The sequence below is a fragment of the Janthinobacterium sp. SUN118 genome (genome assembly GCF_030397695.1).
Classification (GTDB): domain Bacteria; phylum Pseudomonadota; class Gammaproteobacteria; order Burkholderiales; family Burkholderiaceae_D; genus Janthinobacterium.
The window spans coordinates 3,427,441-3,453,627 of the sequence record NZ_JAPUBV010000001.1; the positions used below are offsets into that span (position 1 = coordinate 3,427,441).

A 26,187-nucleotide genomic window follows, 5' to 3' on the forward strand; every position below is an offset into this window, starting at 1 on the left:
GTCGATCGCTTATTCCGGTTCCTCGAATGTGGGGCGCAAGTGCGCACAGCACGAGGATACTATCAAAGCCCCCGCCCCACGCGTTTGCGGACGAAAAAAAGCCCGCGCGATGGTTGCCCTGGAAAGCACCTGGTAGCTAGCCCGCCTGCAGCGCCTCGGCCAGGAAATCGCAAAAGGCGCGCACCTTCTGCGGCACATGGCGGCCATCCGGGTACAGCGCATACACGCCGCGCCTGGCCATGCCGTGCGACGGCAGCACGCGCGCCAGGGCGCCGCTGGCCAGCAGCGGCGCGGCAACGAACGACGGCAGCGCGCCCACGCCCACGCCGGCCACCAGCATGTCGGCCAGCAGCAGGCTGCTGTCGGCGGAAAAACGCACGGGCAGCACGATGCTGCTCACCCCTTCCGGGCCGTCGAGCTGCCAGATGCCGGGACTGTCGGCCAGCCGGTAGGCCAGGCAATCGTGGCCGTGCAGGTCGAGCGCCTGCCGGGGCGTGCCGCGCCGCGCCAGGTAGGCGGGCGCCGCGCAGATCATCTGCTCGACTTCGCCCAGGCGGCGCGCCACGAGGCTCGAATCGGCCAGCGCGGCGCGGATGCGCAGCGACACGTCATAGCCCTCGCCGACGACGTCGCGCAGCCGGTCGTCGAGGGTCAGCTCCAGCTTCACCTCGGGATGACGCGCCATGAACACGGGCAGCAGCGGCGACAGCACCTTCAGGCCGAACGACAGCGGCACGTTGACGCGCAATCGCCCCGCCACCTTGCCGGCGCAGCCGCGCGTGGCCAGTTCCAGCGCGGCGATCTCGTCGAGCAGGCGGCAGCATTCGAGATAGTAGGCGCGGCCGCTGTCCGACAAGCTCATGCGCCGCGTCGTGCGCACCAGCAGCAGGGTGCCCAGCCGTTCCTCGAGCTGGCGCACCTGCTTGCTGATGGCGGCCGCCGACTGGTTCAGTTCCAGCGCCGCCTTGCTGAAACTGTCGCGTTCTACCACGGCGCGAAATACGCGCATGTGCGCGAAGACATCCATCATTCTTTCCTTCTGGTTAAATATCTTATTATTTTATCGCTGATTATCATTGAAATGGAAAACAATATGATGGTGACTTCTTCATACACCACTAGCAAGGAGTTCCCATGTCCCCATTCTCTTTCTCCCTGAAAACCCTGCCCTTGCTGCTGGCCCTGCTGGCTGGCGCAGCACACGCCACGCCGGTCAGCCCGGCCGCCGCCCTGCCCGAAGTGGGCATCAGCCCCTGGGGCCCGAAAGACGAGATCGGGCGCCTGAACCTGATGACGCCGGCCTCGCGCGCCGCCATCCTGGCCCGCATCGACGGCGGCAAGAGCTATGACCTGGCCGTCGATTTCTATATCGGCATGCCCAGCTGGCAGGCGGCAGGCGACCCGCCCTACCTGATGTGGATGACGCACACGCCGAAAGGCAATGTGGTGGCCGACTCGATGAACGTGGGCGAGCAGATGAACCGCCACGTCAGCTACACGGGCTCGGCCGTCTCCATGTATGCACACATGGGCACGCATATCGACGCCCTCAACCATTTCGGCTTGAACGGCAAGATCTGGAACGGTTTTACGGAAGAGCAATACCTGGGCGACCGGGGCTGGACGGTGACGGGCGCGGAAAAGCTGCCGCCCATCGTCGCGCGCGGCGTGCTGATCGACGTGGCCGTGGCCAAGGGGCTATCGCAGCTGCCCGACAATTACCGGGTCACGCGGCAGGATTTGCGCGCCGCGCTGGCACGCCAGAAGGTGACGCTGGAAAAGGGCGACGTGGTGCTGATACGCACGGGCCGCATGCAGGACTATGAGCAGGCGCAAGCGTACATGGCCAATCCGCCCGGCCTGTCGCTCGATGCGGCCAAATTCCTCGTCGAAGATGGCGGCGCCATGGTGGTGGGCGCGGATAACCTGAGCTTTGAAGCGTTTCCGTCCGAAGTGGCCGGCAACTACCTGCCCGTGCACACTTATCTGCTGGCGCAGCAGGGCACGCCCATCATGGAACTGGTCGACCTGGAAGCCCTGTCGCGCGACAAGGTCTACCAGTTCGCCTTCATCGGCGCCTCGCTGAAATTCCGTGGCGGCGACGCGGCGCCCATCCGCCCCGTGGCCCTGCCGATCCGCTAAGCCGTCCGCTTCAGGCGGAAACGGCCAGCGGCCGGCCCGCGCCATGGTCATCCCAGGCATCGGCGCAGCGCACCACGTCGCCCACGACGATGATGCTGGGACTGCCCAGGCCGCTGGCCAGCAAGTCGCCGGGCAGGCTTTGCAAGGTGCCCAGCAACTGGCGCTGCGCCGGCAGGCTGGCCGATTGCACGACGGCCACCGGCGTGCCGGGCGCCATGCCGCCGGCCAGCAAGCCGGCCTGGATGGCCGCCACCCTGGTCACGCCCATGTAGATGACGAGGGTGAGGCCGCTTTGCGCCAGCGCAAACCAGTTCGGCTCGGACGCGCCATCCTTGCCATGTCCCGTGACGAAAATCGCGCCCTGGCTCCAGCCGCGGTGCGTCAGCGGCACGCCGATGCCCATCGGTGCGGCCAGGCCGCTGCTGATGCCGGGTATGACCTCGACGGCCACGCCATGGCTGCGCAGATAGGCGCGCTCTTCGCCGCCGCGCCCGAACAGATAGGGGTCGCCCCCTTTCAGGCGCACCACCTGCTGGCCGGCGCGCGCTTCGGCCAGCATCAGGCGCTCGATGAACGCTTGCGGCGTCGAGGCGCAGCCGCCCCGCTTGCCCACCTCGACCACGCGCACGCCGGGCGCCGCATGCGCCAGCACGGCGGGATTGACGAGGTCGTCAATCAGCACCACGTCGGCCCGCGCGATGGCTTTCACGGCTTTCAATGTCAGCAAGTCCGGGTCGCCGGGACCGGCGCCCACGAGGGTAACGCAGCCTTGTCGTGCCATGATGCACTCTCCAGTCAGAAAAAATGGCCGATGGGGAACGACGCCGCATACGCTTCCGGCGCGCTGCCGTCCCACAGCACGCCGTCGCACAGGGTCGAGCTGCGCATGAGCACCGTCGGCACGGGCGTCTGCGTCATTTCCGCCGCCTGGCGGTACAGGTCGATGCGGTTCACCTGCCGCGCCACGCCCAGATAGTCGGGTTCGTCGCGCAGCAAGCCCCAGCGCCGGTGCTGGCTCATGAACCACATGGCGTCGGACAGATAGGGAAAATTGACGGCGCCGCCGTCATGGAACTTCAAACCGTGCGCATCGTTCCAGGTCTTGCCCAGTCCATCCTGGTAATGGCCGAGAATGCGCGGCGCCAGCAGATCCTGCGACGTATTCAGATAGGTCGGCTCGGCCAGGATGGCCGCCATCGCCAACCGGTTGGCATCGCTGGCGTCGATCCAGCGCCCCGCCTCGAGCACGGCGGCGATGAGGGCGCGGCAAGTGTTCGGGCAGGCGCGCGCGAACGCGGCGCTGGTGCCCAGCACCTTGCCCGGATGGTCGGGCCAGATATCCTGGCTGGTGACGGCCGTCACGCCCACGCCATCGACGATGGCCTTGTAACCCCACGGCTCGCCCGCGCAAAAGCCATCCATCTGGCCGGCGCGCAAGGCCGCCACCATCTGCGACGGCGGCACCGTCATCACGCGCGCGTCGCGCAGCGGGTCGATGCCGTGCGCGGCCAGCCAGTATTGCAGCAGCATCGCATGGTTACCGGTTGGAAAAGTATGCGCAAACGCAAGCGGTCGTCGCATGGCGCGCATGGCCGTCGCCAGCGACGGGCCATCGACGGCGCCCTCGCGCGCCAGCGCCGCCGACACGGTCACGGCCTGGCCGCTGTGATTGAGATTCATCAGCACGGCCATGTCGCTGGGCTGGCCGCCGATGCCCATCTGCACGCCATACACGAGGCCGTACAAGACGTGGGCCGCATCGAGTTCCCCGCTATGCAATTTGTCGCGCACGCCGGCCCACGACATCTCGCGGCTCAGTTCGATCTTGATGCCGTATTTCTCATCCAGGCCCAGCCTTGCCGCCATGACCAGCGAGGCGCAATCGGTCAGCGGCAAGTAGCCGATGCGTATCGTCTGTTTTTCCGGATGCAGCGATCGCATCACGTGGGCGCTGGCGCCCGTTTGCTCTGTCATACCATTCCTTACTGATAAGTACTGTTTTGCCGCGCCGGCAGCGGCAAGGCCATGCCCATCCAGCAGCAAGGAACGTGCCTGTGCACGCCCTGTCCGTTGAAGCTGGAAACGCACCGGAATGGTGCATTGCACCACCATGTATCAGGAAAGGCGCGATTCATCCCAGCAAGTCTTCCACGTCGAGGATGCGCTGGGCGATGTCCGCCAGTTTCAACTTCTTGTTCATGGCCATGCTGCGCAGGCGCTGGTAAGCCTGTTCTTCCGTCAAGCCGTGGTGCGTCATCAACAGGCCCTTGGCCCGCTCGATGACCTTGCGCTCCTGCAACTTGTGCCGCGTGTCGAGCAATTCCGCGCGCAGTTTTTCTTCCTGGCGAAAGCGCGCCAGCGCCACGTTCAGCACGGGCTGGATGCGCTCGGCTTGCAGGCCGGCCACGATATAGGCGGACACGCCGGCCGCCATGGCCGCATCGATGCTGGCCGTGGCGCCGTCTTCCGTGAACAGCACGATGGGGCGGCGCTCGTCGCGCGTGGCGATGACGATGTGCTCGAGCACGTCGCGCGCATCCGATTCGGCGTCGATGATGATGAGGTCCGGCTGCAGTTGCGCGATGCGCTCAGGGAGGTAGAGGTCGGCTGGCAGCGAGGCGACGATGTCGAAGCCCGATTCCAGCAAGCCGATACGCAAGGCATTGCCGCGCCGGGCTTGCGCCGCCAGGGCCACGTCCGCGTGCACGCCGTGCTCGACGATGGGATTGACGACAACGATGCGCAAGGGGCGATCCGGCGCTGGCGGGGTACGGCTGGACGTCATGGGGGCGATCTGCAGTGGCTAAACGATTAACCACTGCAGTAAGCAAGAAGCGAACCAGATGGAATTATTTCAAGGTCGGCATGGCAAACTCGGCGCCCGCCGCCGTCGACGCCGGCCAGCGCTGCGTCACCGCCTTCTGCTTCGTGTAGAAACGCACGGATTCCGGGCCATGCGCGTGGTGGTCGCCAAACAGGCTGCGCTTCCAGCCGCCGAAGCTGTGGAAGGCCATCGGCACGGGGATCGGCACGCTGACGCCGGCTTTTTCCATCCCTGCCCGCCTGCACGCGGTGCGTGTACCCGCGCCGCCTGCAGTCTGGAGCGGTTTATTTCAAGGTCGGCATGGCAAACTCGGCGCCCGCCGCCGTCGACGCCGGCCAGCGCTGCGTCACCGCCTTCTGCTTCGTGTAGAAACGCACGGATTCCGGGCCATGCGCATGGTGGTCGCCGAACAGGCTGCGCTTCCAGCCGCCGAAGCTGTGGAAGGCCATCGGCACGGGGATCGGCACGTTCACTCCTACCATCCCCACCTGCACGCGGTGCGTGTATTCGCGCGCCGTGTTGCCGTCGCGCGTGTAGATGGCCGTGCCGTTGCCGTACTCGTGCGCGTTGACCAGATCCAGCGCGGTGGCAAAATCGGGTACGCGCACGATGCACAGCACGGGGCCGAAGATTTCTTCCTTGTAGATCGTCATTTCCGGCGTGACATGGTCGAACAGGCTGCCGCCGAGGAAAAAGCCCTTTTCATGGCCGGGCAGAACGAAGCCGCGCCCATCGCTGACCAGCTTGGCGCCTTCCTTGACGCCGGTGGCGATGTAGCCGGCAATCTTGTCCTTGTGCACTTGCGTGACGACAGGGCCCATTTCCGCCTTCAAATCCATGCCCTGCGTAATCTTTAACGCCGCGATGCGCGGCACGAGCGCCTCGACCAGCTGGTCGCCCACATTGCCCACGGCCACGACAACGGAAATGGCCATGCAGCGCTCGCCGGCCGAGCCGAACGCCGCGCCCATCAGCGCATCGACCGTTTGCGCAATATCGGCGTCGGGCATGACCACCATGTGGTTTTTCGCCCCGCCCAGCGCCTGCACGCGCTTGCCCTGCGCGCAGCCCGTGGCATAGATGTATTCGGCAATCGGCGTGGAACCGACAAAGCTGACGGCGCGCACATCGGGGTGGTGCAGCAAGCCGTCCACCGCCTCTTTATCACCCTGCACCACGTTGAAGACGCCGTCGGGCAAGCCGGCGTCGGTCAGCAGCTGCGCCAGCAGCAGGCTGGCCGACGGGTCGCGCTCGGACGGCTTCAAGACAAAGGTATTGCCGCAGGCTATGGCCATCGGGAACATCCACATCGGCACCATGACGGGGAAATTGAAGGGCGTGATGCCGACGCACACGCCCAGCGCCTGGCGGATCGACCAGGCGTCGATGCCGCCGGCCACCTGCTCCGAATACTCGCCCTTCATCATTTGCGGAATGCCGCAGGCGAACTCGACCACTTCGATGCCGCGCGTCACTTCGCCCTTGGCATCCGTGAACACCTTGCCGTGCTCGGCCGTGATCAGGGCCGCCAGCTGGTCCGAATGTTCTTCCAGCAATTCCTTGAACTTGAACATGACCCTGGCGCGGCGCAAGGGCGAGGTTTGCGACCAGGCGGGAAAAGCCGCGTGGGCGGCGGCCACGGCCGCGTTCAGCTCCGATGGCGTGGCCAGCGCCACTTTCGCCGTCACTGCGCCCGTGGCGGGATTGAAAACGTCGCTCGTGCGCTCGGAGCGCGAAGCCATGGGGTTGCCACCGATAAAGTGGCCAATCTGCTGCGTCGTCATTGTGATTCCTTTTATTTGGTGTTCATCAGCCATTCATGGGCCGGGTCGTTCTTGAAGTGCCACACGCGTTTCGGGCCGGCCATCACGTTCAGGTAATAGCCGTCATAGCCATACGGCACGGTGACGGGGTGGTAACCGCGCGGCACCATCACGACATCGTGGTTTTCCACGGCCATCGCTTCGTCGATGCTGCGGTCATCCGTGTAGACCCGTTGATACGCGAAACCCTGCTCTGGATTGAGGCGGTGGTAATACGTTTCCTCCAACGAACTTTCCAGCGGCACATTGTCGCTATCGTGCTTGTGCGGCGGATAACTCGACGAGTGGCCGGACGGTGTCAGCACTTCCACCACCAGCAAGCCATCGGCCTCTTCCGTTTGCGGCAGGATGTCGCACACATAGCGCGTATTGGCACCCTTGCCACGCACGGAGCGCGTCATCGACTGCGGGTCGATCAGCCGCGCCGCACGCTGGGTCGTGGCCGGCGCGCTGCACAGCGCCACTTCGGCTGCGGTCACGGCCGTGATGCGCACTGGCATGCCGCACGGCACATACACGGCATACGGCGAGCGCTCCTCGAAGACGCTGGCGCGTTCGCCGATGTCGCGCCACTCCTGTTCACCGGCCTTGACGGTGACCGTGCCCGTCAGCACGACGATGCACAGTTCGCGCATCCCCGTTTCCAGGCTCAACCGTTCTCCGGCCGCCAGGCGGTGGGCGGCAAAGCCCACATGCGTCCAGCCGGCGGACTCGGGCGTGACTTCCACGATCTTGCCGCCGGCCTGGCTGGCCTTCACCAGGAGCGGGCTCATGCCGCCTCCCGGCCCAGGCGGGGAATCGCCTCGACGAGCTTGGCAAGGTAATCATGGCCCATCTTCGCGTACTGGTAGCTGGGGGCGACGGCCGGATCCTGTTCCGCTTCCACCACCAGCCAGCCTTCATAGCCATGCAGATACAAGCGCGTCAAAATCGCCGGAAAGTCGATGCTGCCGTCGCCGGGTACGCTGAACGCACCATTGATGACGGCTTGCAAAAAGCTCCAGTGGCCATTACGCGCCAGTTTCACCACGTTGGGCCGCACATCCTTGCAATGCACATGACAGATGCGTTCGATATGTTTGTTCAACACGGCCAGCGCGTCGCCGCCGGCGAACGTGATATGACCGGTATCGAACAGCAGTCCCACTTCCGGCCCCGTCAAGGCCATCAATTGATCCACGTCCGCCGGGGTTTCCACGTAAGCGCCCATGTGGTGGTGGTAAGCGAGGCGCACGCCGTGCGCCAGCAAATGCGCGGCAAAGGCCGTCAATTTATCGGCATACGCCTGCCATTGCTGCGGCGACTGGAAACGCGGACGCTTATACAGCGGGCGCGCTTCGCCCTGGATGGCGTCCGCCACTTCGCCATACACCATGACGGTGGCGCCGCTGTCGGCCAGCAAGCGTAAATGCGCTGCCACGGAAGCGATCTCTTCTTCCACGGAGCGCTGCGCCAGGCGGCCCGAATACCAGCCGGAAACGCATGCCAGGCCATACTTGCCCAGCACCGCATTCAGGGCGGACGCTTCCTTCGGGAACTTGTTGCCCAGCTCGAAACCGGCATAGCCGATCTCGGCGCCCTCCTTCAGCGCCGTTTCCAGCGGCGTCTCGCCGCCCAGGCTCGGCAAATCGTCGTTCATCCACGAGATCGGGTTGATGCCGATCTTGACATTCCATGTGTTCATCTCAATTCCTTTGTTTCTGGCGATCGGTTTCATAACGGGCGCGGGCAAGCTGCACGCCAGCCTGGGTCGACACTTCCGGCACGGCCACTTCCCACCAGCAGCCGCCCTCTTCCGTGGTGCGCGTATCGTCCGTATTGATGCAGATCACATACGTGCGCGGCGCGGCGCGGGCGCGCAGCATGGCTTGCTCCAGTTCGGCGATGGACGCCGCGTGTTCGCTGAGGGCGCCCAGCGCGCGCGCATGCAGGGCGAAGTCGATGACGGGAGCGCCCTCGCCCGCCTGCAGGCAGTCGGCCAGCATATTGTTGAACGGCGCATTGCCGCAAGCCTGCTGCAGGCGGTTGATGCAGCCGTAGCCACGGTTGTCGAGCACGACGATGATGAGTTTCTTGTCCAGCATGACGGAAGTGGCGATTTCCGAATTCATCATCAGGTAGCTGCCATCGCCCACCATGACGATGACTTCCGCTTGCGGTTTCGCCATCTTCACGCCGAGGCCGCCGGCGATTTCATAGCCCATGCACGAATAGCCGTATTCCATGTGGTAGCCGCCGGGCGTACTCGTCCGCCACAGCTTGTGCAGTTCGGCCGGCAAGGTCCCTGCCGCGCAGACGACGATGTCGCGCGACGTCGACTCCGGCGATGAGCGCTGCACGGCGCCGATGACTTCGCCGTCATACGGCAGACCGGCGACTTCGCGCTGGCCCGTGATGGCCAGCACGGTGTCGCGCCAGGCCTGGCCCGCCTGCTGCGCGCGGTCCATCCACTGGCCGGCGCTGTTCCAGCCGTCGAGCCGGCGCGACAGGCCCTGCAATCCCAGAGTGGCGTCCGCCTGCAAGCCCAGACCACGGCCCTTCAGCACGTCGAAACTGTTCACGTTGACGCTGATCAGTTGCGCTTGCGCAAACAGCGAATTCGACCCCGTCGTAAAGTCCTGCAAACGCGTGCCGACGGCCAGCACCACGTCCGCCTCCGCTGCCAGCGCATTCGCGGCCGGCGACCCCGTCACGCCGATGGCGCCCAGTTGCAGCGGGTGGTTCCACGGCAAGGAACTTTTCCCCGCCTGGGTTTCCGCGACCGGAATGCCATGGCGCTCGGCAAACGCCTGCAAGGCGGCGCTGGCCTTGCCGTACAGCACGCCGCCACCGGCCACGATCAGCGGCTGTTTCGCGCCCTGCAGCAAGGCGGCCGCCTCGTCCAGTTCGCATTCGACCGGCGGCACGGCGCGGAAACGCACGATTCTCGGTTCAAAAAAATCGGCCGGATAGTCATGCGCCATCGTCTGCACGTCTTGCGGCAAGGACAAGGTGACGGGGCCGCAGGCGGCCGGGTCCGTCAAGGCGGCGATGGCGCGCGGCAAGGCCGTCAGCAATTGCTCCGGATACACGATGCGGTCGAAGTAGCGCGACAGCGGCTTGAAGGCGTCATTCACCGTGACGCTGCCGTCGCCCATGTCTTCCAGCTGCTGCAAGACCGGGTCCGGTGCGCGCGAGACGAACACGTCGCCGGGCAACAGCAGCACGGGCAGACGGTTGACGTGGGCCAGGGCGGCGGCTGTGAGCAGATTCGTGGCGCCGGGGCCGATGGACGTGGTGACGGCCATCATGCGCCGGCGCATGTGGGCCTTGGCATAGGCGATGGCCGAGTGCGCCATCGCCTGTTCATTGTGGGCGCGGTAGGTGGGAAATTGCTCCCGATACTGGTACAGCGCTTCGCCCAGGCCGGCCACGTTGCCATGGCCAAAGATGGCGAAGGCGCCGCCGAACAAGGGAGTCAAGCCCCCCTCGCCATCGTCCGTGCGCAGGGCGGCCAGGTAGCGCACCAGGGCCTGCGCCATGGTCAGGCGGATGGTCTTGTGCAGGGTCGCGCTCATGCCGCACGCTCCAGGCGGTTGCGCGTGCGCTGCCACAGGGAAATCAGCTGCTCGAAGTTGGCGCGCACGGCGGCGATCAGGCCCGTATCGTCGAGTTCGCCGGCCAGCCAGCGGCGGCTCGGCTCCTGGAAGATCGTGCGTCCCACCATGAAGCCACGGCAAGTGGTGCTGGCACTGGCCTGTTCGAAACTGGCGGCCAGCGCGGCGATGGGGGCATTCAAGCCCAGCAGCACCACGCCACGGCAGTACGGATCGCGCTCGTGCACGAGGGCATCGATCGCTTGCCACTGCTGGGCCGTCATGCTTTCCAACTTCCACCATTCGGGATAGATGCCCAGGTTGTACAGGCGCTTGACGGCGCGCAAGACCGTATCGTCGCCGTGCGGCAGCGAATCCGGCGGTATGACTTCGAGCAAGAGTTCGTGACCGCTCACTTGCGCCGCGTCATACAGGGCCTTGATCTGCGCTTCCTGTTCCAGGCGGTTTTCCACGGCGTCGTCCGGATGCAGCTGCACCAGGCACTTGATCACGTGTTCCTTCGGCCAGCTGACGAGATGCGAGCCGATGGAGCGGCCCCAGTCGAATTGCAAGGGATTCGAACCGGGCAATTCCACGGGACGGCCTATCCACCAGCCGCGTCCCGTCGCATCGTTGAGGGCGTCGACGCCATAGCGGCCATCGATCAGCACGCCAGTCTTGCCGGCCAGCTGCAATGCCGTTTCCGTCTGCGCCACGGCTTGCACCATCAGCTGTTTCAAGGCGGAGATACGCGATTCGGGCGCCCCCGTCTGTTGCGCCAGTTCAAAGAACTGCGTGCGGTGGTCGAAGGCGAACACGCACAGTTCCTCCCACTGCGGGCGCGCCACCGTCGTGCGGTGCAAACGGGACAAGGTGGCGTCCTGGTCCGGCTGCGTGAGTTTCGCCGCATTGGCGAGGAAGTAGTCGAGTTCGACGGGCGACGGCATGGCCGGCGCGCAACCGTGGCGCGACACGACCAGCGCGCCGCAGCCATTCGCATAGCGGCAGCACGCTTCGTAATCCTCGCCGCGCAGCCAGCCTTTCAGGAAACCGGAAAGGAAGGCATCGCCCGCGCCCAGCACATTGAGCACGTCGACGCGCACGCCACGGTAGTTATACGCATCGTCGAGGCTGGCCGGCACCACGCTGTCGATGACGGCGCTGCCCAGCGGACCGCGCTTGACAACGAGCGTGGCCACGGTGGCGGCCCGCACGGCGCGCAAGGACGCCATGATGTCGGCGCCGCCGCCGGCGATCATGAATTCCTCTTCCGTGCCGACGATCAGGTCGAACTGCGGCAGGATGGCCTGCAGGTGGCGGGTCACGCCCTCGTTCGAGACGAAACGCGTTTCGCCATCGGCCTTGCCCGACAAGCCCCACAGCACGGGCCGGTAATCGATATCGAGCACTGTGCGCACATTGCTGGCCCGCGCCAGCGTGAGCGCCTGCGTGCTGACGCCATGCATGGCAGCCGTGGAAAAATGCGTGCCGGTGATCAGCAAGGCTTTGCTCGAGGCAATGAAGGCCGCATCCACCGACGCCGGGTCGATGGCCATGTCGGCGCAATTGTCGCGGTAAAAAATCAGGGGAAAGGTATTCTTGTCCTTGATGCCCAGCATCACCAGCGCCGTCAGGCGGTCGCGGTCGATGCCGACATGGCTGACGTCGCAGCCTTCCTTCGACAAGGTATCGGTGAGGAATCTTCCCATGTGATCGTCACCCACCTTCGACAGCATGGCCGATTTCAGGCCCAGGCGGGCCGTGCCGAAGGCGATGTTCGCCGACGAGCCGCCCAGGTACTTGGCGAAGCTGGTGGCGTCTTCCAGCGGGCTGCCGATTTGCTGCGCGTACAGGTCCACCGCCAGGCGGCCCAGGCAGATCACGTCGAGCGCGCGGCCCTGGGCAAATTGTGTGGAATTATTCATGGCTATCCTTAAATCGTGACACCGTCGAGTTCACTCATCAGCGTTTGCATTTCCGCGCCGCCCGCCATCATGTCCAGCAAGGCATCCTTGGTCACCGTCTCCTTGGTGAACGTGCCCAGCGACTTGCCCCGGTTCAACAAAGTGAACGAATCGCCGACCGGATATGCATGGTGCACATTGTGCGTAATGAAGATGACGGAAATGCCCCGTTCGCGCGCCTTGTAGATCAGTTTGAGCACGTTGAACGATTGTTTCACGCCCAGGGCCGCCGTCGGCTCGTCGAGGATCAGCACGCGGGCGCCGAAATGGATGGCGCGCGCAATGGCCAGGCACTGCTTCTCGCCGCCCGACATGGTGCCGATGGCCTGGTGCGGGTCGCGCACCATGATGCCCATCTCGGCCAGCTTGGCGCGCGCCGTCTCGGCCGCATACTCGATATCCATCACCGGCACCAGGCCCAGCAGCTTTTTCATCGGCTCGCGGCCCATGAAGAAATTGCGCGCCACGGACAGCAACGGCACCAGCGCCAGGTCCTGGTAGACGGTGGCCACGCCCATGTCCAGCGCTTCGCTCGGCGAATTGAAGACGACGGGCTGGCCATCGACCAGGTATTGACCGTCGGTCGGCTTGTGCACGCCGGCCAGGGTCTTGATCAGGGTGGACTTGCCGGCGCCGTTGTCGCCCAGCAAGCAATGAACTTCCCCCTCGCGCAAGCGCATGGTGATGTTTTGCAGCGCCAGCACGGAGCCGAAACGCTTGCTGACATTCTCCAGAGCAAGAATATAGTCGCTCATGATTTACCTCGCTTCCGTGACGCGTGAGCGTACAAAGTTATTGAACAGCACGGCGATCAGCAGCATCACGCCGAGGAACACGCGGAACCAGTCCGAATTGATATTGGTGTACGTAATGCCGATCTGCACCACGCCGAAGATCAGCGCGCCGAAGCAGGCGCCGACGACGGAGCCATAACCGCCCGTCAGCAGGGCGCCACCGATGACGGCCGCGATGATGGCTTCGAATTCCTTCTGCATGCCGCGGTCGGCGGCGGCCGAACCCACGTCGCATACTTGCAAGGTGGCAAACAGGCAGGCGCAGAAGGCCGTGAAGACGAACAGCGAGATCTTGACCTTGCGTACAGGCACGCCCACATTCTTGGCCGCGTTGGCGTCGCCGCCGACGGCAAACATCCAGTTGCCGAAGCGGGTGCGCGACAGCACGAAAGCGGCGCCGGCGGCCAGCACCAGCCACCAGGCGATGACTTTCGGCACGCCCTTGACGAGCGGCGAACCGTCGTCGAGCACGGCGATCCAGCCATGTGTTCCCATCCACTGGAACAGTCCCGTGGCGAAGTTACCGTGGAACAGCAAGCTGGCCAGCCAGTCCTGCGCCGCCAGGTCGCCCACGCCGCTGACGATGGTGCGGTTGGCGAACATGATCGACAGGGCCAGGGTCAGGCCGCGCAGGATGAACAGGAAGGCCAGCGTGACGATGAACGATGGCAGGCGCGTCTTGATGACGATATAGCCGTTGAGCCAGCCCAGCGCCATGGAACCGGCGAAGGCGAAGATGATGGCGGCCCACAGGGGCCAGTGGAAATAAATCGTCGGGATGGCGATCATCATGCCGGCAAAGCCGATCATGGAGCCGATCGACAGGTCGAATTCGCCGGCGATCATCAACAGGCAGGCGCCGATGGCGATGATGCCCAGGTAGGACGCCACCTGCATCCAGTTGACGACGCCGTCGAGGTTGAACATGCCGGAATCGCCGGCCGTGATGACGAAGAAGGCAAACACGAGTACCGCGCCGGAAATGGAGGCGAACTCGGGACGGCCGAAAAACCGTTTGACCCAGCTGGTCGCGCCCACGCGCTCGTCGGCGGCGGCGGCTGGTTTGCTGGGGGCGCCGGAAGGCGGGGGAGGATTCATGCCGGGGCTAGCCAGGCTGGATTTGAGCGCAGTCATACAAATTCCTTTTAGTAATACTTGCAACAATTCCTGCTACCGATGTCAATTACTTTCCTGCCAGCATCGCTGGCGCCAGGCGTGTTCAGTCCCGCCCGCCGCCAGCCCGAGGGCGGTGGGCGGCGGGCCGGAACACTCTGGAACGCGATGAATTAACGGTATTGACCGGCGTACTTTTCGACCTTGGCGATGTTTTCCTTGGTCACGAAACCGGGGCCGGAGCTGATGTGGCGCGGGCCATAGATGGGCGTCAGGCCGTATTCCGCCAGGCGCGCCTGGTATTTCGGATTGGCAATCAGGATTTCCTTGACCTTGGCCAGGTCGGTGATCTTTTGCTGTTTCATGATGGCCATCACGGCGACGGGAATGTAGCCTTGCAGGTAGGGTTGCTGGTCGATGGCAAACTGGATGCTGCCATCCTTGATGCCCTTGGCAATTTCTTCCGACAGATCGAAACTGGCGAAGTACATCTTGCCTTTCAGGCCCAGTTTCTCGACGGCGCGCATGGCGGCCGGCGCCGAATCCGGTCCCAGCGCCAGCACGGCCTGGGTCTTCGGATTGCTGCGCAGATAGGCGCTGACCTTGCTTTCGATCACGCCAGGATCGACACCGTTGGTATCGAGCGTGGACGACTTGAAGTCGACGCCCAGCGCATCGGCAAAGCCGCGGCAGCGTTCGAACGACGAGGCATTCATCGCATAGTGGTTCACGCACACGAACGATTTGATGCCCGCTTCCTTGGCCCGCTTGCCGGCGCCCAGGCCCGCGTCATACTCGGGCTGGCCCACGTGCATGATGGCTTTCAACTGTTCGCTTTGCGCCAGGGTGCCCGAATTGATGGTCACGAGCATGATTTTCTTGGCCACCACCGTGCCCAGCGGCTTTTGCAGCACGCTGAAGTCGGCGATGTCGGCGATCAAACCATCGTAATTGCGCGCGGCCGACTGCTCGATCAGGCGCGCCATGTCGGCCAGGTCGCCATTCGGCGGATTGCGGTAGTCGACCGTGACGTTGAAATCTTCGCCGGCTTGCTTGATGGAATTTTTGATCGTGTTCCACCAGGAATCGGAATCGGGCGCATGGCTGACCATGACGAATTTCTCGCCGGCAGCGTGGCTGGCGCCGCCGCTCAGGCCCAGGCCCAGTCCCAGGCTGGCGATGGCCAGGCACTTCATCAAACCCTTGCTTTTATTGCTATGCATGAATGTCTCCTAGACGGATTAATTTTTATAGTTGCGAGCTTTTATGAAGGGTGTCACCGGCCTGGCCTTGCGGCACGCAAACCGATGCACTGCGCACAGCTTAGGCCACAAAAAAGACAAATGCAATAAAATTTTCAAAATAAATTTAAATAGAAATTCGTTTCTATTTTCAGGATTCCCTCCTATAATTCTCGCCAGAACCAGCCGCCGGACAAATTGATATGCCAGCGCGGCCCCGCAAGCACACAGAGGAAAAAATCATGGCAGCCACCGCCCCCATCGAACAATTGATGCAGCACATTGCCGCCGAGTACGACAACCTATCGCGTCAGCTGAAAGTCATCGCCCAGTACATCGAGAAGCACCGGGCCAGCCTGATGCTCGAGCGCATCAGCGACATCGCGGCCGCCTGCGACGTGCAGCCGTCGGCCATCGTGCGCTTCGCGCAGCGCTTCGGCTATACGGGCTTTTCCGAGATGCAGGACGTGTTCCGCCAGGCATACACGGACCAGGCCAGCGCCACGCCCGACTACCAGCAGCGCATCCGCAAGCTCATTTCCACGCGCGACACGGCCCTCAGTGCGGGCGACCTGACGCGCGAATTCGTCGGTGCCAGCCGCGCCGGCCTCGACGACCTGGCGGCCGGCCTCGACGACGCCCAGCTGGAAGCGGCCGTCAATCTGCTGCTGAAAGCGGACAACATCTATGTGATCGGCGTGCGCCGGTCGTTTCCGATCGCCTCCTACATCGCCTATGCGCTCGAGCATACGGACAAGCGCGTGCACCTGATCAGCGGACTGGGCGGCATGCACCGCGAACAGATGCGCAGCGTGCGCGAACGCGATGTGGCGATCGCCATCAGTTTCTCGCCTTACGGCAAGGAAACCCAGCAGTGCATCAAGGCGGCGCAAGACAAGGGTGCCAAGGTCCTCGTGATTACCGACAGCAAGCTGGCGCCGCTCGCGCGGGCCGCCGACGCGCTGTTGACCGTCACCGAGGGCAGCGCCTTCGCCTTCCGCTCGCTGACCAGCACCATCTGCCTGTGCCAGGCGCTGTTCATCGCGCTGGCTTACAAATTAGAGCTCGACATCGAAGAAATCCACACCCCAGGAGAACATGATGATTGAAGTAGCGTTGTTCGGCGCCGGACGCATCGGCAAAATCCACGCGGCCAACCTGGCTGCCCAGCCGGGCGTCCGGTTCAAGTACGTGGTCGACGTCAACGAGGAAGCGGCATCCGCGCTGGCCGTCTTGCATGGCGGCAGCAGCGCCACGGTGGAAGCGGCGCTGGCCGACCCGGCCATCAAGGCCGTCGTCATCGCTTCCAGCACGGACACGCACGCGGACCTGATCCTGCGCTCGGCCGCCGCCGGCAAGGCCATCTTTTGCGAAAAACCCGTCGATCTGACGATAGACCGGGCGCGCGCCTGCGCCGCCGCCGTCAAGGAAGCCAAGGTCATGTGCATGCTGGGCTTCCAGCGCCGCTACGATCCCACCTTCAATGCCGTCAAGACACGCATTGAAGCGGGCGAGATCGGCACGCCCGAATTGCTGGTCGTCACCAGCCGCGATCCCGGGCCGCCGCCGGTCAGCTACATCAAGGTGTCGGGCGGCATCTTCAAGGATATGCTGATCCACGATTTCGACATCTTCCGCTGGATACTCGACGACGAGGCCGTCAGCGTGCACGCCACGGGCAGCTGCCTGGTGGACCCGGCCATCGGCGAGGCGGGCGACCTGGACACGGCCGTCGTCACCATCCGCACGGCCAAGGGGCGTTTGTGCCAGATCAATGCCTCGCGCCGCGCCGCCTACGGCTACGACCAGCGCTTCGAAGTGCTGGGCAGCGCCGGCATGCTGCAGGCGGGCAACCACAAGCCGACGGAAGTGACGGCCTATGGCGCCGTCAACGTCAGCGTGGACAAGCCGGAAGATTTCTTCCTCGAACGTTATCGCGTGGCGTACGCGCAGGAAATGGCGCATTTCTTTGACGCCCTCAGCCACGGCACGCCGCTGCGCACCACGGTGCACGATGGCTTGAAGGCGCTGGAACTGGCCGAGGCGGCCACCCTGTCGTGGCGCGAACAGCGCGTCGTGGCTGTGTAAAAAGACAATAACAAGATACTGGAGACCAGATGTCATCCCCAACATTGAAAGTAGGCATCGTCGGCCTGGGCCGCCTGGGCCAGCGCCATGCCATCAACCTGGCGCAGCGCGTGCCGAATGCGCAAGTCGTGGCCGCCTGCAGTCCCGTACCGGCCGAACTGGACTGGGCCGCCGGCACGCTGGGCATCGCCACCGGCTACGCCGACTACGACGCGCTGCTGGCCCACCCGGACCTGGACGCCGTGTTTCTCGTCACGCCCACGTCGCTGCATGCGGACCAGATCATCGCCGCCTTGCGCGCCGGCAAACACGTGTTTTGCGAAAAGCCGCTGTCGCTGGACCTGGCCGACTGCCTGAAGGTGGAAGCGGAAGCGGCGCGCCATCCGCACTTGACGGTCATGATCGGCTTCGTGCGCCGCTTCGACGCCAGCTACCATGACGCGCAGCAAAAGATCGCCCAGGGCCTCGTCGGCAAGCCCTACCTGGTGCGTTCGCAGACGTGCGACCAGAACGACCCCAGCGGCGCCTTCATGCGCTTCGCGCCCACCAGCGGCGGCATCTTCCTCGATTGCAGCGTGCACGATATCGACCTGGCGCGCTGGCTGCTGGGCAATCCCGTACCCAAACGCGTGTATGCGAGCGGCACCAACGCCATCCACACGGGCTTGCAGGCGTTCGGCGACGTCGACAATGGCCTGGCGACGGTCGAGTTTAGCGATGGCAGCATGGCCAGCTTCATGGCCTCGCGCACCATGGCGCATGGCCATGAAACCCTGACGGAAGTGTTCGGCACTGGCGGCAGGCTGGCCGTGGGCAGCAATCCGCGCCTGAACAGGGTGGAAATTTCGGATGCGCATGGCGTGCGCAATGAATGCACGCCGGACTTCTATGCCCGCTTCGCCGACGCCTTCTTGATCGAGGCGCAGGAATTCACGGACGCGGCACTGGGCCGGCGCACCCTGTCGCTGACCCTGCACGACGCGACGGAAGCGACGCGCATCGGCCTGGCCATGACGCAAGCCATGCGCGAAGCGCGGCCGGTGGAGTTCTAGCCATTTGCAAACAGCCCAGGCGGCCGGTGCGGGAAACGGCTGCCTGGGTTCCACGGCCAGGCGCAAGCCCATGGCGCCGAGGATGGCCGTGAGCGTGCTCAGCGAGGAATTGCCATCGGCCGACAAGGTGCGGTACAGCTGGGTAGGATAGAGCCGGGCCGCCTGCGCCACGGCGGGCACGCCGCCAGAGGCGCGCGTCAGCTGGCGCAGCACGCTCAGCAGTTCGCCATGGTCGCCATCGACGAGGATATTGTTGATCAGTTCAAGGGCGAAATCGGCATCGCCGCGGTACAGCTCAGCCATCGCCTCCTCATGCGAGCGGTCTCTCGGTGGCTTGCGGATATCCTCTTTCATGTCCCCTCTCCTTCCAGTCGTGCCAGCAGGCACAGGCACGCCATTGCGCTATACAATAAGTGCCTGCCCAACCGCGAAAAGCCCCGCCACCATGACGCATACCGACAGCAACTCCCCTTCCCTTGCCGGCGTGGCCGAACGCTACGTCAAGCTGGTCCTGGCCATGGGCCGGCACGACGCGTCATATGTCGACGCCTATTACGGCCCGCCGGAATGGCAGGCAGCCGCGCTGGAACAGCAACAGGGCTTGCGCGATATCCAGGCAGCCACGAACGAGGCGCTGGCCCTGCTGGGCGACGAATCTTGCCTGCGCGCCAACAACCTGCGCAAGCAATTGCAGGCCGTGCTGGCCAAGGCGGAGATGCTGCAGGGCGTGCGCCTGGATTTCGACACGGAAAGCGCGCGCCTGTACGACGCCGTCTCGCCCCATCAAAGCCGTGCCCACTATGAACAGCTGGTGGGCGAAATCGACGCCCTGCTGCCTGGCGCCGGCACGGTGAGCGACCGGATCAACGCCTTCCGCAGGCAATTCATCATTCCCGCCGACAAGCTGCGTGCCGTGATGGACGCGGCCATCCGCGCCGGCCGCGAGCGCACCCTGCAGTACATCGCCCTGCCGGAAGGTGAAGATTTCGTGCTGGAATTTGTCACCGACAAGCCGTGGAGCGGCTACAACTGGTACAAGGGCAACTACCAGAGCGTGATCCAGATCAATACGGACTTGCCCATCTATATAGACCGCGCCGTCGACCTCGGCTGCCATGAAGCGTATCCGGGCCACCACGTCTACAACGTGCTGCTCGAGCGCGACCTGGTGCGCGGCAGGGGCTGGATCGAGTACTGCATCTACCCGCTGTACTCGCCGCAATCGCTGATCGCCGAAGGCACGGCCAACTACGGCATCGAACTCAGTTTCACGGAGGCGGAACGGCTCGATTTCGAACAGCAGGTGCTGTACCCGCTGGCCGGCATCGATCCGGCGCTGGCGCCCCGCTACGCGCAGCTGAACAGTCTGCTTGCGAGGCTCAGCTACGCCGACAACGACATCGCGCGCCAGTACCTCGAAGGCGGCCTGACGCGCGAGGAGGCGCTGGAATGGCTGGTCAACGTACGCCTGTATCCGGCCGAAAAATCGGCGCAGCGCCTGCAGTTCTACGACGCCATGGGCGCGTACGTCATCAATTACAACCTGGGCCAGGACATGGCGAAAGCCTATGTCGAGCGCCAGGGCACCACGCGCGAAGCGCGCTGGGCCGCGTTCCGCGATTTGATGTCGTCGCCGCGCGTGCCCAGCGCTTTGCGGGCCTGAGCCTTACTTCGGCGGCAGGCGGTACAGCGGCACGGCCACGGCCAGGCACGCCAGTCCCGCCAGCAGCATGGCCAGCTGAAAACCGGCTGCCAGGGCGGCAGCCTGGCCCGCCCGCTCCAGCAGCGCGGCGGCGCGCAAGCTCATCACGCTGCCCAGCACGGCCACGCCCAGGGTCATGCCCGCCTGGCGCAAGGCATTCATGATGGCCGAGGCCATGGCGGCTCGCTCGCCGCCCACGGACGCCATCGCCAGCAAACCGGTGGCTGGCACGGCCAGGCCCATCGCCAGGCCCAGCAGGCCGAACAGGCTGCCGACGATGACATAGGGCGTCCGCGGCGCCAGCGTCGCCGTCGCCAGCAGCACCAGCCCCGCCAGCACATAGCCACCCAGCATCAAGCGCCGCAGGGACACGTGGCGGCTGAGGCGGCCAAAGCACATGGAAACGACGCCCATGGCCGCGAACTGCGGCAACATGCGCCAGCCGCTGGCCCCAGCCGGCCAGCCCTGGATTTGCTGCAGGTACAGCGAGAAGAAGAACAGGCTGCTGTAACAGGCAAAGCCCAGCACCAGCGACGCCAGGTTGATCGATGCAAAGGCCCTGTCGCGAAACAGCCGCAGCGGCAACAGGGGGCGCGGCGCGCGCGCTTCGACGGCAAGGAAGGCGATGAAGGCCAGCAGCGCCACGCCCAACGACGCCCAGGCGGCCGCGCCGCCCGCCTCGCCCAGCGCGATCAAGCCATAGGTGAGCGCACCGAGCCAGACGATGCTGAGCACCTGCCCGGCACGGTCCAGCGCCGCCTGCTCACGGTAGTGGCGCTCCGTGATGCCCCAGGCGCCCAGCAGCATGGCCAGCACTCCCAGCGGCAGATTGATCAGGAAGATGCTTTGCCAGCCCGTGGCCTCGAGCAGCATGCCGCCCAGCAGCGGCCCCAGGATCAGCGCCAGCGCGCTGAAGGCCGACCAGCCGCCGATCACGTGCGCCCGCTCGCGCGGGTCGGGAAACGCGTGGCTCAGTATCGGCATGGCGCCCGGTATCAGCAAGGCCCCCGCCACACCCTGCACGGCCCTGCCCGCCAGCAGCAGCGGCAGGCTGGCGGCCAGCGCGCACAGCAGCGAACCGGCCGTAAACAGCGCCACGCCCAGCAGCCAGATGCGCTTGTGCCCATGCCGGTCGCCCAGCGGTCCGGCGGACAGCATGCAGGCCGACAGGCAGAGCGCATAGGCGTTGACCACCCACTGCAAGCCTGCCATGTCCGTCGCCAGCGCCGTTTGCAAGGTGGGCAAGGCGACGTTGACGATGCTGATGTCGAGCGAGGCGAGAAAGGTGCCCAGGTAGGCGGCGGCCACCAGGGCCGCGCGGCGATAACGTTGCATGGAGTCGCTCCAATTCATGAGTTCGCCTTCATCATATCCATCGACTGACCGTCGGTCAATTGAAAATGACAAAGCGCTCTTGCCATGTCTGGGAATCGCGCGCCGCGTCATTTATACTGCAGCCATGTTTCCATCCCGCCCAGCAAGCCCCGCCATGCCCGATGCCGCCCCTGCCACGGACGCGCCGGCGCGTCCCCGCACCAAGCCAGCCGAAGTGCGCCTCGATGAATTGATGGCCGCCGCCGAACGGCTATTCCTCGACAAGGGTGTCGAGGCGACCACCGTCGGCGACATCACCAGCCTGGCCGGCGTGGCGAAAGGCACCTTCTATCATTATTTTCCATCCAAGCACGAGATGCTGGCGGCGCTGGCCGGGCGCTATACGCAGCACTTCCTGGCCAGCCTGGAAGCGGCCATCGGCCTGTGCATGCCCAACGACTGGGAAGGCCGGCTGCGCGCCTGGGTGCAGGCAAACGTGGCCACCTACCTGCGCACCTGGCAATTGCACGACATCGTCTACACGAGCCACCGCCGCAGCATCGGCATCGATCCCGCGGACAATCGCGACAAGGACGCCATCCTGGCCCAGCTGGGCGCCATCCTGGCGGGCGGCGCGGCGGCGGGCGCGTGGCCTTTGCCGCAGCCGCGCCTGGCGGCCCTGATGATTTACTCGGCCGTGCATGGCGTGACGGACGACGCCATCGCCGCGCAACTGCAGGACAGCAGCGCCTTCGCCACCGACGTGGCCGACGCCTGCCTGCGCATGCTGGGCACGCAGCGCTGACGCAGGCGGCCTGGCGACAGCTCAGTGCGCCGGCAGGCGGATGGTCGCTTCCAGGCCGCCGTCGCGGTGGTTGGCCAGGGTCAGCTCGCCGCCGTGGGCCTGGACGATGCTGCGCGCGATGCCGAGTCCCAGCCCCATGCCATGCGCGTTTTGCTCGCGGCCATGTTCCAGGCGCACATACGGTTGGAACAGGCTGGCAAACGCCTCTTCTGCCACGCCGGGGCCGTCGTCGCGGATGCGGATGACCACGTGCCCTCCTTCGCGGCATGCCGACAGATGGGCCGTCTTGCCGTAAAACAAGGCATTGTCGAGCAGATTGCCGATGGCGCGCTTCAGCGCCAGCGGCTTGGCCTTCACGCTCAGGCCCGTCTCCACGTAATGCACGTCGTGGCCCGCCAGCTGGGTACCGCGCACCATGCGCTGCAGCAAGGCGTCGAGCCGCACCTCGGTGGCGTTTTCATGGATGTCGCTATCCTTCACGCATTGCAGCGCGCCCTTCACCATCATGTCCAGCTCATCGAGGTCATCGTGGAATTCGTTGCGCTGCACATCGTCGTCGAGCAGTTCCGTGCGCAGTTTCAGGCGCGTGATGGGCGTGCGCAAATCGTGCGAAATCGAGACGAACAGCCGTTCGCGGTCTTCCAGGTAGCGCTGGATGCGTTCGCGCATGGCGCTGAAGGCGCGCGCCGTCTGCACGAATTCGCGGCTGCCCGTCTGCGGCAGCGGCGGCGGCGTCTCGCCACGGCCAAACGCTTCGGCCGCGTCCGACAGGGCCGCCAGCGGCCGCGTGGTCCAGCGCACGACGAGGATGGACAGCAGCAGCACGGCCGCCAGCGACAACGCTTGCAGCAGCACCCGGTCCAGGGTCCACGGGTTACTGCTTTGCAAGAAATACGGGTTGGGCATCAGTGCCGCCAGGTACAGCCAGTTACCCGGCTCCAGCTCGGCCTGGATCACGAGCACGGGCGCGGGATTCGGTTTCAGCAGCAAGATATGCTGGACCCAGTTTTCCGGCAAGTCGCCGATGTGCGCGCCGCTGTCGGCCACCACCAGGTCGCCCGGCCAGGCGAAGCCCACGCGGTAGCCGGCCAGCTGCGGCAAGTCGCTCTTCAGCGCCGCGCCCACCGTGGCCACCACCGTATCGGCCAGCGCGTGCGGCGCGATTTCGCGGATGGCCAGCGGCCCCTGGTTGACGTTGACAAAGAAGCGCGTGCCGCCCATCTCGCGAAATTGCTGGATCAGGATGGGCCGGTAATTGGCCGGCAGGCTGAGGAAAAAGCGGATGGTGCTGGCGGCGCTGCGGGCCAGGTGCTGCGAAGCCATGCGCGCCTCCACCGCCGAGTCGCGGCGCAGCTGCGTGGCCCAGATCAGGTTGCCCACCAGTTGCGTGGCCAGCACGCCGGCCACCATCACCACGGACAGGCGCCCCAGCAGCGACGGCGGCAGCAGGCGCCCCAGCAGCCGGCGCATGCCGCGCTCAGGCATGCCCACTGCTCACGTCGGCCGAAAACACATAGCCGGCGCCGCGCACCGTCTTGATCAGCATGGGCTGCTTGCCGTCATCCTTCAGGCGCAGGCGCAGCCGGCTCACCTGCACGTCGAGCGAGCGGTCGAGCGGCCCCGCGTCGCGCCCTCGTGTCTGTTCGCACAGCACGCTGCGGTCGAGGATATCGCCCGGATGCTCGACGAAATAGCGCAGCAGCTGGAAATCGAGGCCCGTCAGCTGCAGCGCTTCGCCGTCGGCATCCGTCACCGTGCGCTCCAGCGTGTCGAGGGTAAAGCCGACGAAACGGTAGTAGCGGGGCGGCGCGGCCGCGTCGATGCCCGTGCGGCGGTGGATGGCCTTGATGCGCGCCAGCAATTCGCGCGGGCTGTAGGGCTTGGCGATGTAGTCGTCGGCGCCCAGCTCCAGTCCCACCACGCGGTCCGTCTCGTCGGAACTGGCCGTCAGCATGATGATGGGCACGTTCGAGCGGGCACGCACCACCTTGCACAGGGCGAAACCGTCCGTGTCGGGCAGCATCACGTCGAGGATCACCAGCGACAGGCTGTCGACGTGGCGGTGGAATTCGGCCAGGAAGGTGGCGCCGTCATGCGCCAGGCCCACCTCGTACTGGTTCTTTTCCAGGTAGGCCTTCAGCAGCATGCGGGTCTTTTGATCGTCGTCAACGACCAGGATTTTGCGCGACATGGTCTCGTCCTTTTTTATTCAGTGCCTGCAACATGCTGCCGATGCGGCGCTGTGCGTCGGCCGCGCTGATCGTCTCGTCCAGGAAATAGCGGTGCACTTCGGCGATGATGGCGTCCTTGCTGGTTTCATCGGTGGCCATGCGGTGCACGAGGCTGGGCGCCTGGAAGGCGGCGCCGCGCGCGAATGCCTGCGCCGAGGCGCGCCCGCAGCTGTCCAGGCGCGACAGGTCGGCCTGGCGCATGGCGGGAATCGAACCCTTCACCTGGCTGTATTCGAGCTGCACGGGCGGCGAAGCGACCACCTGCGCCAGCTTTTCCTGCGCGCCCTGGTGCGTGTAATCGGATGCGAACATGGCCAGGGTATCGATGCTGTACAGGTGGTAGTCGCCCGTGTCGGGTGCGGCGGCGCAGCCGAACACCTCGTCCGTGGCGCGGCCCCAGGCGTTCAGCTCGCCTTTCGCCCAGTCGCCCATGATGTACATGGCCGCCTCGCCATCGCCCACCTGGCGCGCCATTTCGGGCCAGCCCTGTTCGCGCAGCGGCGTGCCCATCCATTGTTTCAACGACCTCAGCCGCTGCAAGGCGTGGCGCAGGCGCGGGTCCGCATACGCCTCGGCCTTCTTCTCGACAAACAGGGCGCGGTAATACGCGGGCCCCGATTCGGCCAGCACCAGCGTTTCAAACAGCGTGGCCACCTGCCACGCTTCGCTGCTTTGCGCCAGCGGCGTGATGCCGGCCTGGCGCAGCTTGCCGGCCACGCGCTCGAAGTCGCTCCAACTGCGCGGCACGGCCAGGCCCAGGCGCTGGAAGATCTTGCGGTTGTAAAACAGGGTGTTGATGCGGTGGATGCCGGCCGGCACGCCCATCGTATGGCCGCGGTTCTGCAGCAAGCCCCACACGGTGGGATACATGGTGGCGCGCCAGTTGTTGCTGGCGGCGACGCTGTCGAGCTGCAGCAGCAAGCCCAGGTCGCTCCACTCGCCCAGCGTGTAGCCGATCAGCTGCATGACTTCCGGCGAATTGCCAGCCAGCACGCGGCTCTTCAAGACCTTGCCCGCGCCGACGCCGGCGCCGCCCGCGATGCCCGCGTCGCGCCATTCGATGCCTTCCTGCGCCAGGCGCGCCACCAGCACGTCAGCGGCGCGGCGCTCGCCGGCCGACGTCCACCAGTGCAGCACTTGCAGCGCTTCGGCCCGCACGGGCACGCTGCCAAACAGGGTTGCCAGCAGCGCCAGCGCCGCCACGCCGCGACGGCGGGCGGCCCCGGCATGGCGGTCGGCGGTGCTGCGCGGTGGCGTCTTCAATCCTGTCCCCTTTTTCTTGTCGCGACAAACTATAGCCCAACTACAAAACAGCATGTTGGTAATTTAGTACCTTGATTTGTAAAGAAATGTGAGCTTTTGTTGCCCTATCTTGCGCGACTCATCAACCAGCGCGGCCGCCTGACGCCCCGCACGGCGCGCCACGGCAGCGAACGACGGTAAGGAAAGGTAAGCAGGTGCGCTTGCGCATTTCGATATTTCCCTTTTGAATCAATGACATACGCGATGCAGGCCGGCG

At 65.1% G+C, this 26,187-nt stretch carries 22 protein-coding genes and 2 pseudogenes; 6 read left to right on the forward strand and 18 right to left on the reverse strand.

Going from position 1 to position 26,187, the window contains the following annotated elements:
* Positions 1–136: 136 nt before the first annotated feature.
* Positions 137–1,027 (reverse strand): LysR family transcriptional regulator, encoded by an 891-nt coding sequence (locus tag O0880_RS15465; protein WP_289887364.1) that lies wholly within the window; start codon positions 1,025–1,027, stop codon positions 137–139.
* 107 nt (positions 1,028–1,134) lie between these two features.
* On the opposite strand from O0880_RS15465, the gene O0880_RS15470 reads away from it, so the two are divergent.
* Entirely contained in the window at positions 1,135–2,142 is a 1,008-nt protein-coding gene (locus tag O0880_RS15470) for a cyclase family protein (protein ID WP_289887237.1), read from the forward strand.
* Positions 2,143–2,152: 10 nt separating this feature from the next.
* Here the strand turns inward: O0880_RS15470 and cobA are convergent, their stop codons facing one another.
* The 12 genes and pseudogenes from cobA to O0880_RS15530 all read right to left on the reverse strand — a co-directional run bounded on the left by cobA (position 2,153) and on the right by O0880_RS15530 (position 15,458).
* Positions 2,153–2,923 carry a uroporphyrinogen-III C-methyltransferase gene (gene cobA / locus O0880_RS15475; protein ID WP_289887238.1) on the reverse strand — a complete coding sequence of 257 codons (771 nt, stop codon included), beginning with the start codon at positions 2,921–2,923 and terminating at the stop codon, positions 2,153–2,155.
* Positions 2,924–2,937: 14 nt separating this feature from the next.
* The gene (locus O0880_RS15480; protein ID WP_289887239.1) at positions 2,938–4,116 is read right to left on the reverse strand and encodes a CmpA/NrtA family ABC transporter substrate-binding protein; all 1,179 of its coding nucleotides are present in this window, start codon (positions 4,114–4,116) and stop codon (positions 2,938–2,940) included.
* A gap of 157 nt (positions 4,117–4,273) precedes the next feature.
* Positions 4,274–4,927: an ANTAR domain-containing protein gene (locus O0880_RS15485; RefSeq protein WP_071324145.1), complete on the reverse strand. Its 654-nt coding sequence runs from the start codon at positions 4,925–4,927 to the stop codon at positions 4,274–4,276.
* 64 nt (positions 4,928–4,991) lie between these two features.
* Positions 4,992–5,183 (reverse strand): annotated as a pseudogene (locus tag O0880_RS15490) (methylmalonate-semialdehyde dehydrogenase (CoA acylating)); the annotation flags it as partial.
* Positions 5,184–5,250: 67 nt separating this feature from the next.
* The gene (locus tag O0880_RS15495; protein ID WP_289887240.1) at positions 5,251–6,750 is read right to left on the reverse strand and encodes a CoA-acylating methylmalonate-semialdehyde dehydrogenase; all 1,500 of its coding nucleotides are present in this window, start codon (positions 6,748–6,750) and stop codon (positions 5,251–5,253) included.
* Between the two features lie 11 nt (positions 6,751–6,761).
* A complete protein-coding gene (gene iolB / locus O0880_RS15500; protein ID WP_289887241.1) occupies positions 6,762–7,562 on the reverse strand; it encodes a 5-deoxy-glucuronate isomerase in 801 nt (266 codons plus the stop codon).
* A complete protein-coding gene (gene iolE / locus O0880_RS15505) occupies positions 7,559–8,473 on the reverse strand; it encodes a myo-inosose-2 dehydratase (RefSeq protein WP_289887242.1) in 915 nt (304 codons plus the stop codon). Before iolE ends, iolB begins: the two co-directional genes overlap by 4 nt.
* 1 nt (position 8,474) lies before the next feature.
* Positions 8,475–10,346 (reverse strand): 3D-(3,5/4)-trihydroxycyclohexane-1,2-dione acylhydrolase (decyclizing), encoded by a 1,872-nt coding sequence (gene iolD, locus O0880_RS15510; RefSeq protein WP_289887243.1) that lies wholly within the window; start codon positions 10,344–10,346, stop codon positions 8,475–8,477.
* On the reverse strand, positions 10,343–12,289 hold the full coding sequence (iolC, locus tag O0880_RS15515; RefSeq protein ID WP_289887244.1) for a 5-dehydro-2-deoxygluconokinase: 1,947 nt from the start codon (positions 12,287–12,289) through the stop codon (positions 10,343–10,345). Before iolC ends, iolD begins: the two co-directional genes overlap by 4 nt.
* Before the next feature lie 8 nt (positions 12,290–12,297).
* Positions 12,298–13,083 carry an ATP-binding cassette domain-containing protein gene (locus tag O0880_RS15520; RefSeq protein ID WP_071324152.1) on the reverse strand — a complete coding sequence of 262 codons (786 nt, stop codon included), beginning with the start codon at positions 13,081–13,083 and terminating at the stop codon, positions 12,298–12,300.
* Positions 13,084–13,086: 3 nt separating this feature from the next.
* Positions 13,087–14,220, reverse strand: coding sequence for an ABC transporter permease (locus O0880_RS15525; RefSeq protein WP_289887365.1), 1,134 nt, complete (start codon positions 14,218–14,220; stop codon positions 13,087–13,089).
* A 188-nt stretch (positions 14,221–14,408) separates the two neighbouring features.
* Positions 14,409–15,458: a sugar ABC transporter substrate-binding protein gene (locus tag O0880_RS15530; RefSeq protein ID WP_071324153.1), complete on the reverse strand. Its 1,050-nt coding sequence runs from the start codon at positions 15,456–15,458 to the stop codon at positions 14,409–14,411.
* Between the two features lie 260 nt (positions 15,459–15,718).
* Here O0880_RS15530 and O0880_RS15535 point away from each other — a divergent pair, with 260 nt between their 5' ends.
* The 3 genes from O0880_RS15535 to O0880_RS15545 are packed head-to-tail and all read left to right on the forward strand — an operon-like array spanning position 15,719 to position 18,616.
* Positions 15,719–16,585, forward strand: coding sequence for a MurR/RpiR family transcriptional regulator (locus O0880_RS15535; protein WP_071324154.1), 867 nt, complete (start codon positions 15,719–15,721; stop codon positions 16,583–16,585).
* On the forward strand, positions 16,578–17,564 hold the full coding sequence (iolG, locus tag O0880_RS15540) for an inositol 2-dehydrogenase (RefSeq protein WP_289887367.1): 987 nt from the start codon (positions 16,578–16,580) through the stop codon (positions 17,562–17,564). The genes O0880_RS15535 and iolG overlap by 8 nt, the downstream gene beginning before the upstream one ends.
* A 29-nt stretch (positions 17,565–17,593) precedes the next feature.
* Positions 17,594–18,616 (forward strand): Gfo/Idh/MocA family oxidoreductase, encoded by a 1,023-nt coding sequence (locus O0880_RS15545; RefSeq protein WP_289887245.1) that lies wholly within the window; start codon positions 17,594–17,596, stop codon positions 18,614–18,616.
* Positions 18,617–18,661: 45 nt separating this feature from the next.
* Here O0880_RS15545 and O0880_RS15550 read toward each other — a convergent pair.
* Positions 18,662–18,919: pseudogene (locus O0880_RS15550) on the reverse strand (addiction module antidote protein); the annotation flags it as partial.
* A gap of 142 nt (positions 18,920–19,061) precedes the next feature.
* On the opposite strand from O0880_RS15550, the gene O0880_RS15555 reads away from it, so the two are divergent.
* A complete protein-coding gene (locus O0880_RS15555) occupies positions 19,062–20,279 on the forward strand; it encodes a hypothetical protein (RefSeq protein WP_289887246.1) in 1,218 nt (405 codons plus the stop codon).
* Positions 20,280–20,282: 3 nt separating this feature from the next.
* Here the strand turns inward: O0880_RS15555 and O0880_RS15560 are convergent, their stop codons facing one another.
* The gene (locus O0880_RS15560; RefSeq protein ID WP_289887247.1) at positions 20,283–21,653 is read right to left on the reverse strand and encodes an MFS transporter; all 1,371 of its coding nucleotides are present in this window, start codon (positions 21,651–21,653) and stop codon (positions 20,283–20,285) included.
* Between the two features lie 232 nt (positions 21,654–21,885).
* On the opposite strand from O0880_RS15560, the gene O0880_RS15565 reads away from it, so the two are divergent.
* A complete protein-coding gene (locus tag O0880_RS15565; protein WP_198043982.1) occupies positions 21,886–22,437 on the forward strand; it encodes a TetR/AcrR family transcriptional regulator in 552 nt (183 codons plus the stop codon).
* A 21-nt stretch (positions 22,438–22,458) separates the two neighbouring features.
* Here O0880_RS15565 and O0880_RS15570 read toward each other — a convergent pair whose 3' ends face one another.
* Genes O0880_RS15570 through O0880_RS15580 form a run of 3 tightly spaced genes read right to left on the reverse strand, consistent with a single transcriptional unit; the run spans position 22,459 to position 25,931 of the window.
* A complete protein-coding gene (locus tag O0880_RS15570; protein ID WP_289887248.1) occupies positions 22,459–23,922 on the reverse strand; it encodes an ATP-binding protein in 1,464 nt (487 codons plus the stop codon).
* The gene (locus O0880_RS15575; RefSeq protein ID WP_034757625.1) at positions 23,915–24,628 is read right to left on the reverse strand and encodes a response regulator transcription factor; all 714 of its coding nucleotides are present in this window, start codon (positions 24,626–24,628) and stop codon (positions 23,915–23,917) included. Before O0880_RS15575 ends, O0880_RS15570 begins: the two co-directional genes overlap by 8 nt.
* Entirely contained in the window at positions 24,603–25,931 is a 1,329-nt protein-coding gene (locus O0880_RS15580; protein WP_289887251.1) for an ABC transporter substrate-binding protein, read from the reverse strand. The genes O0880_RS15575 and O0880_RS15580 overlap by 26 nt, the downstream gene beginning before the upstream one ends.
* Positions 25,932–26,187 lie beyond the last annotated feature (256 nt).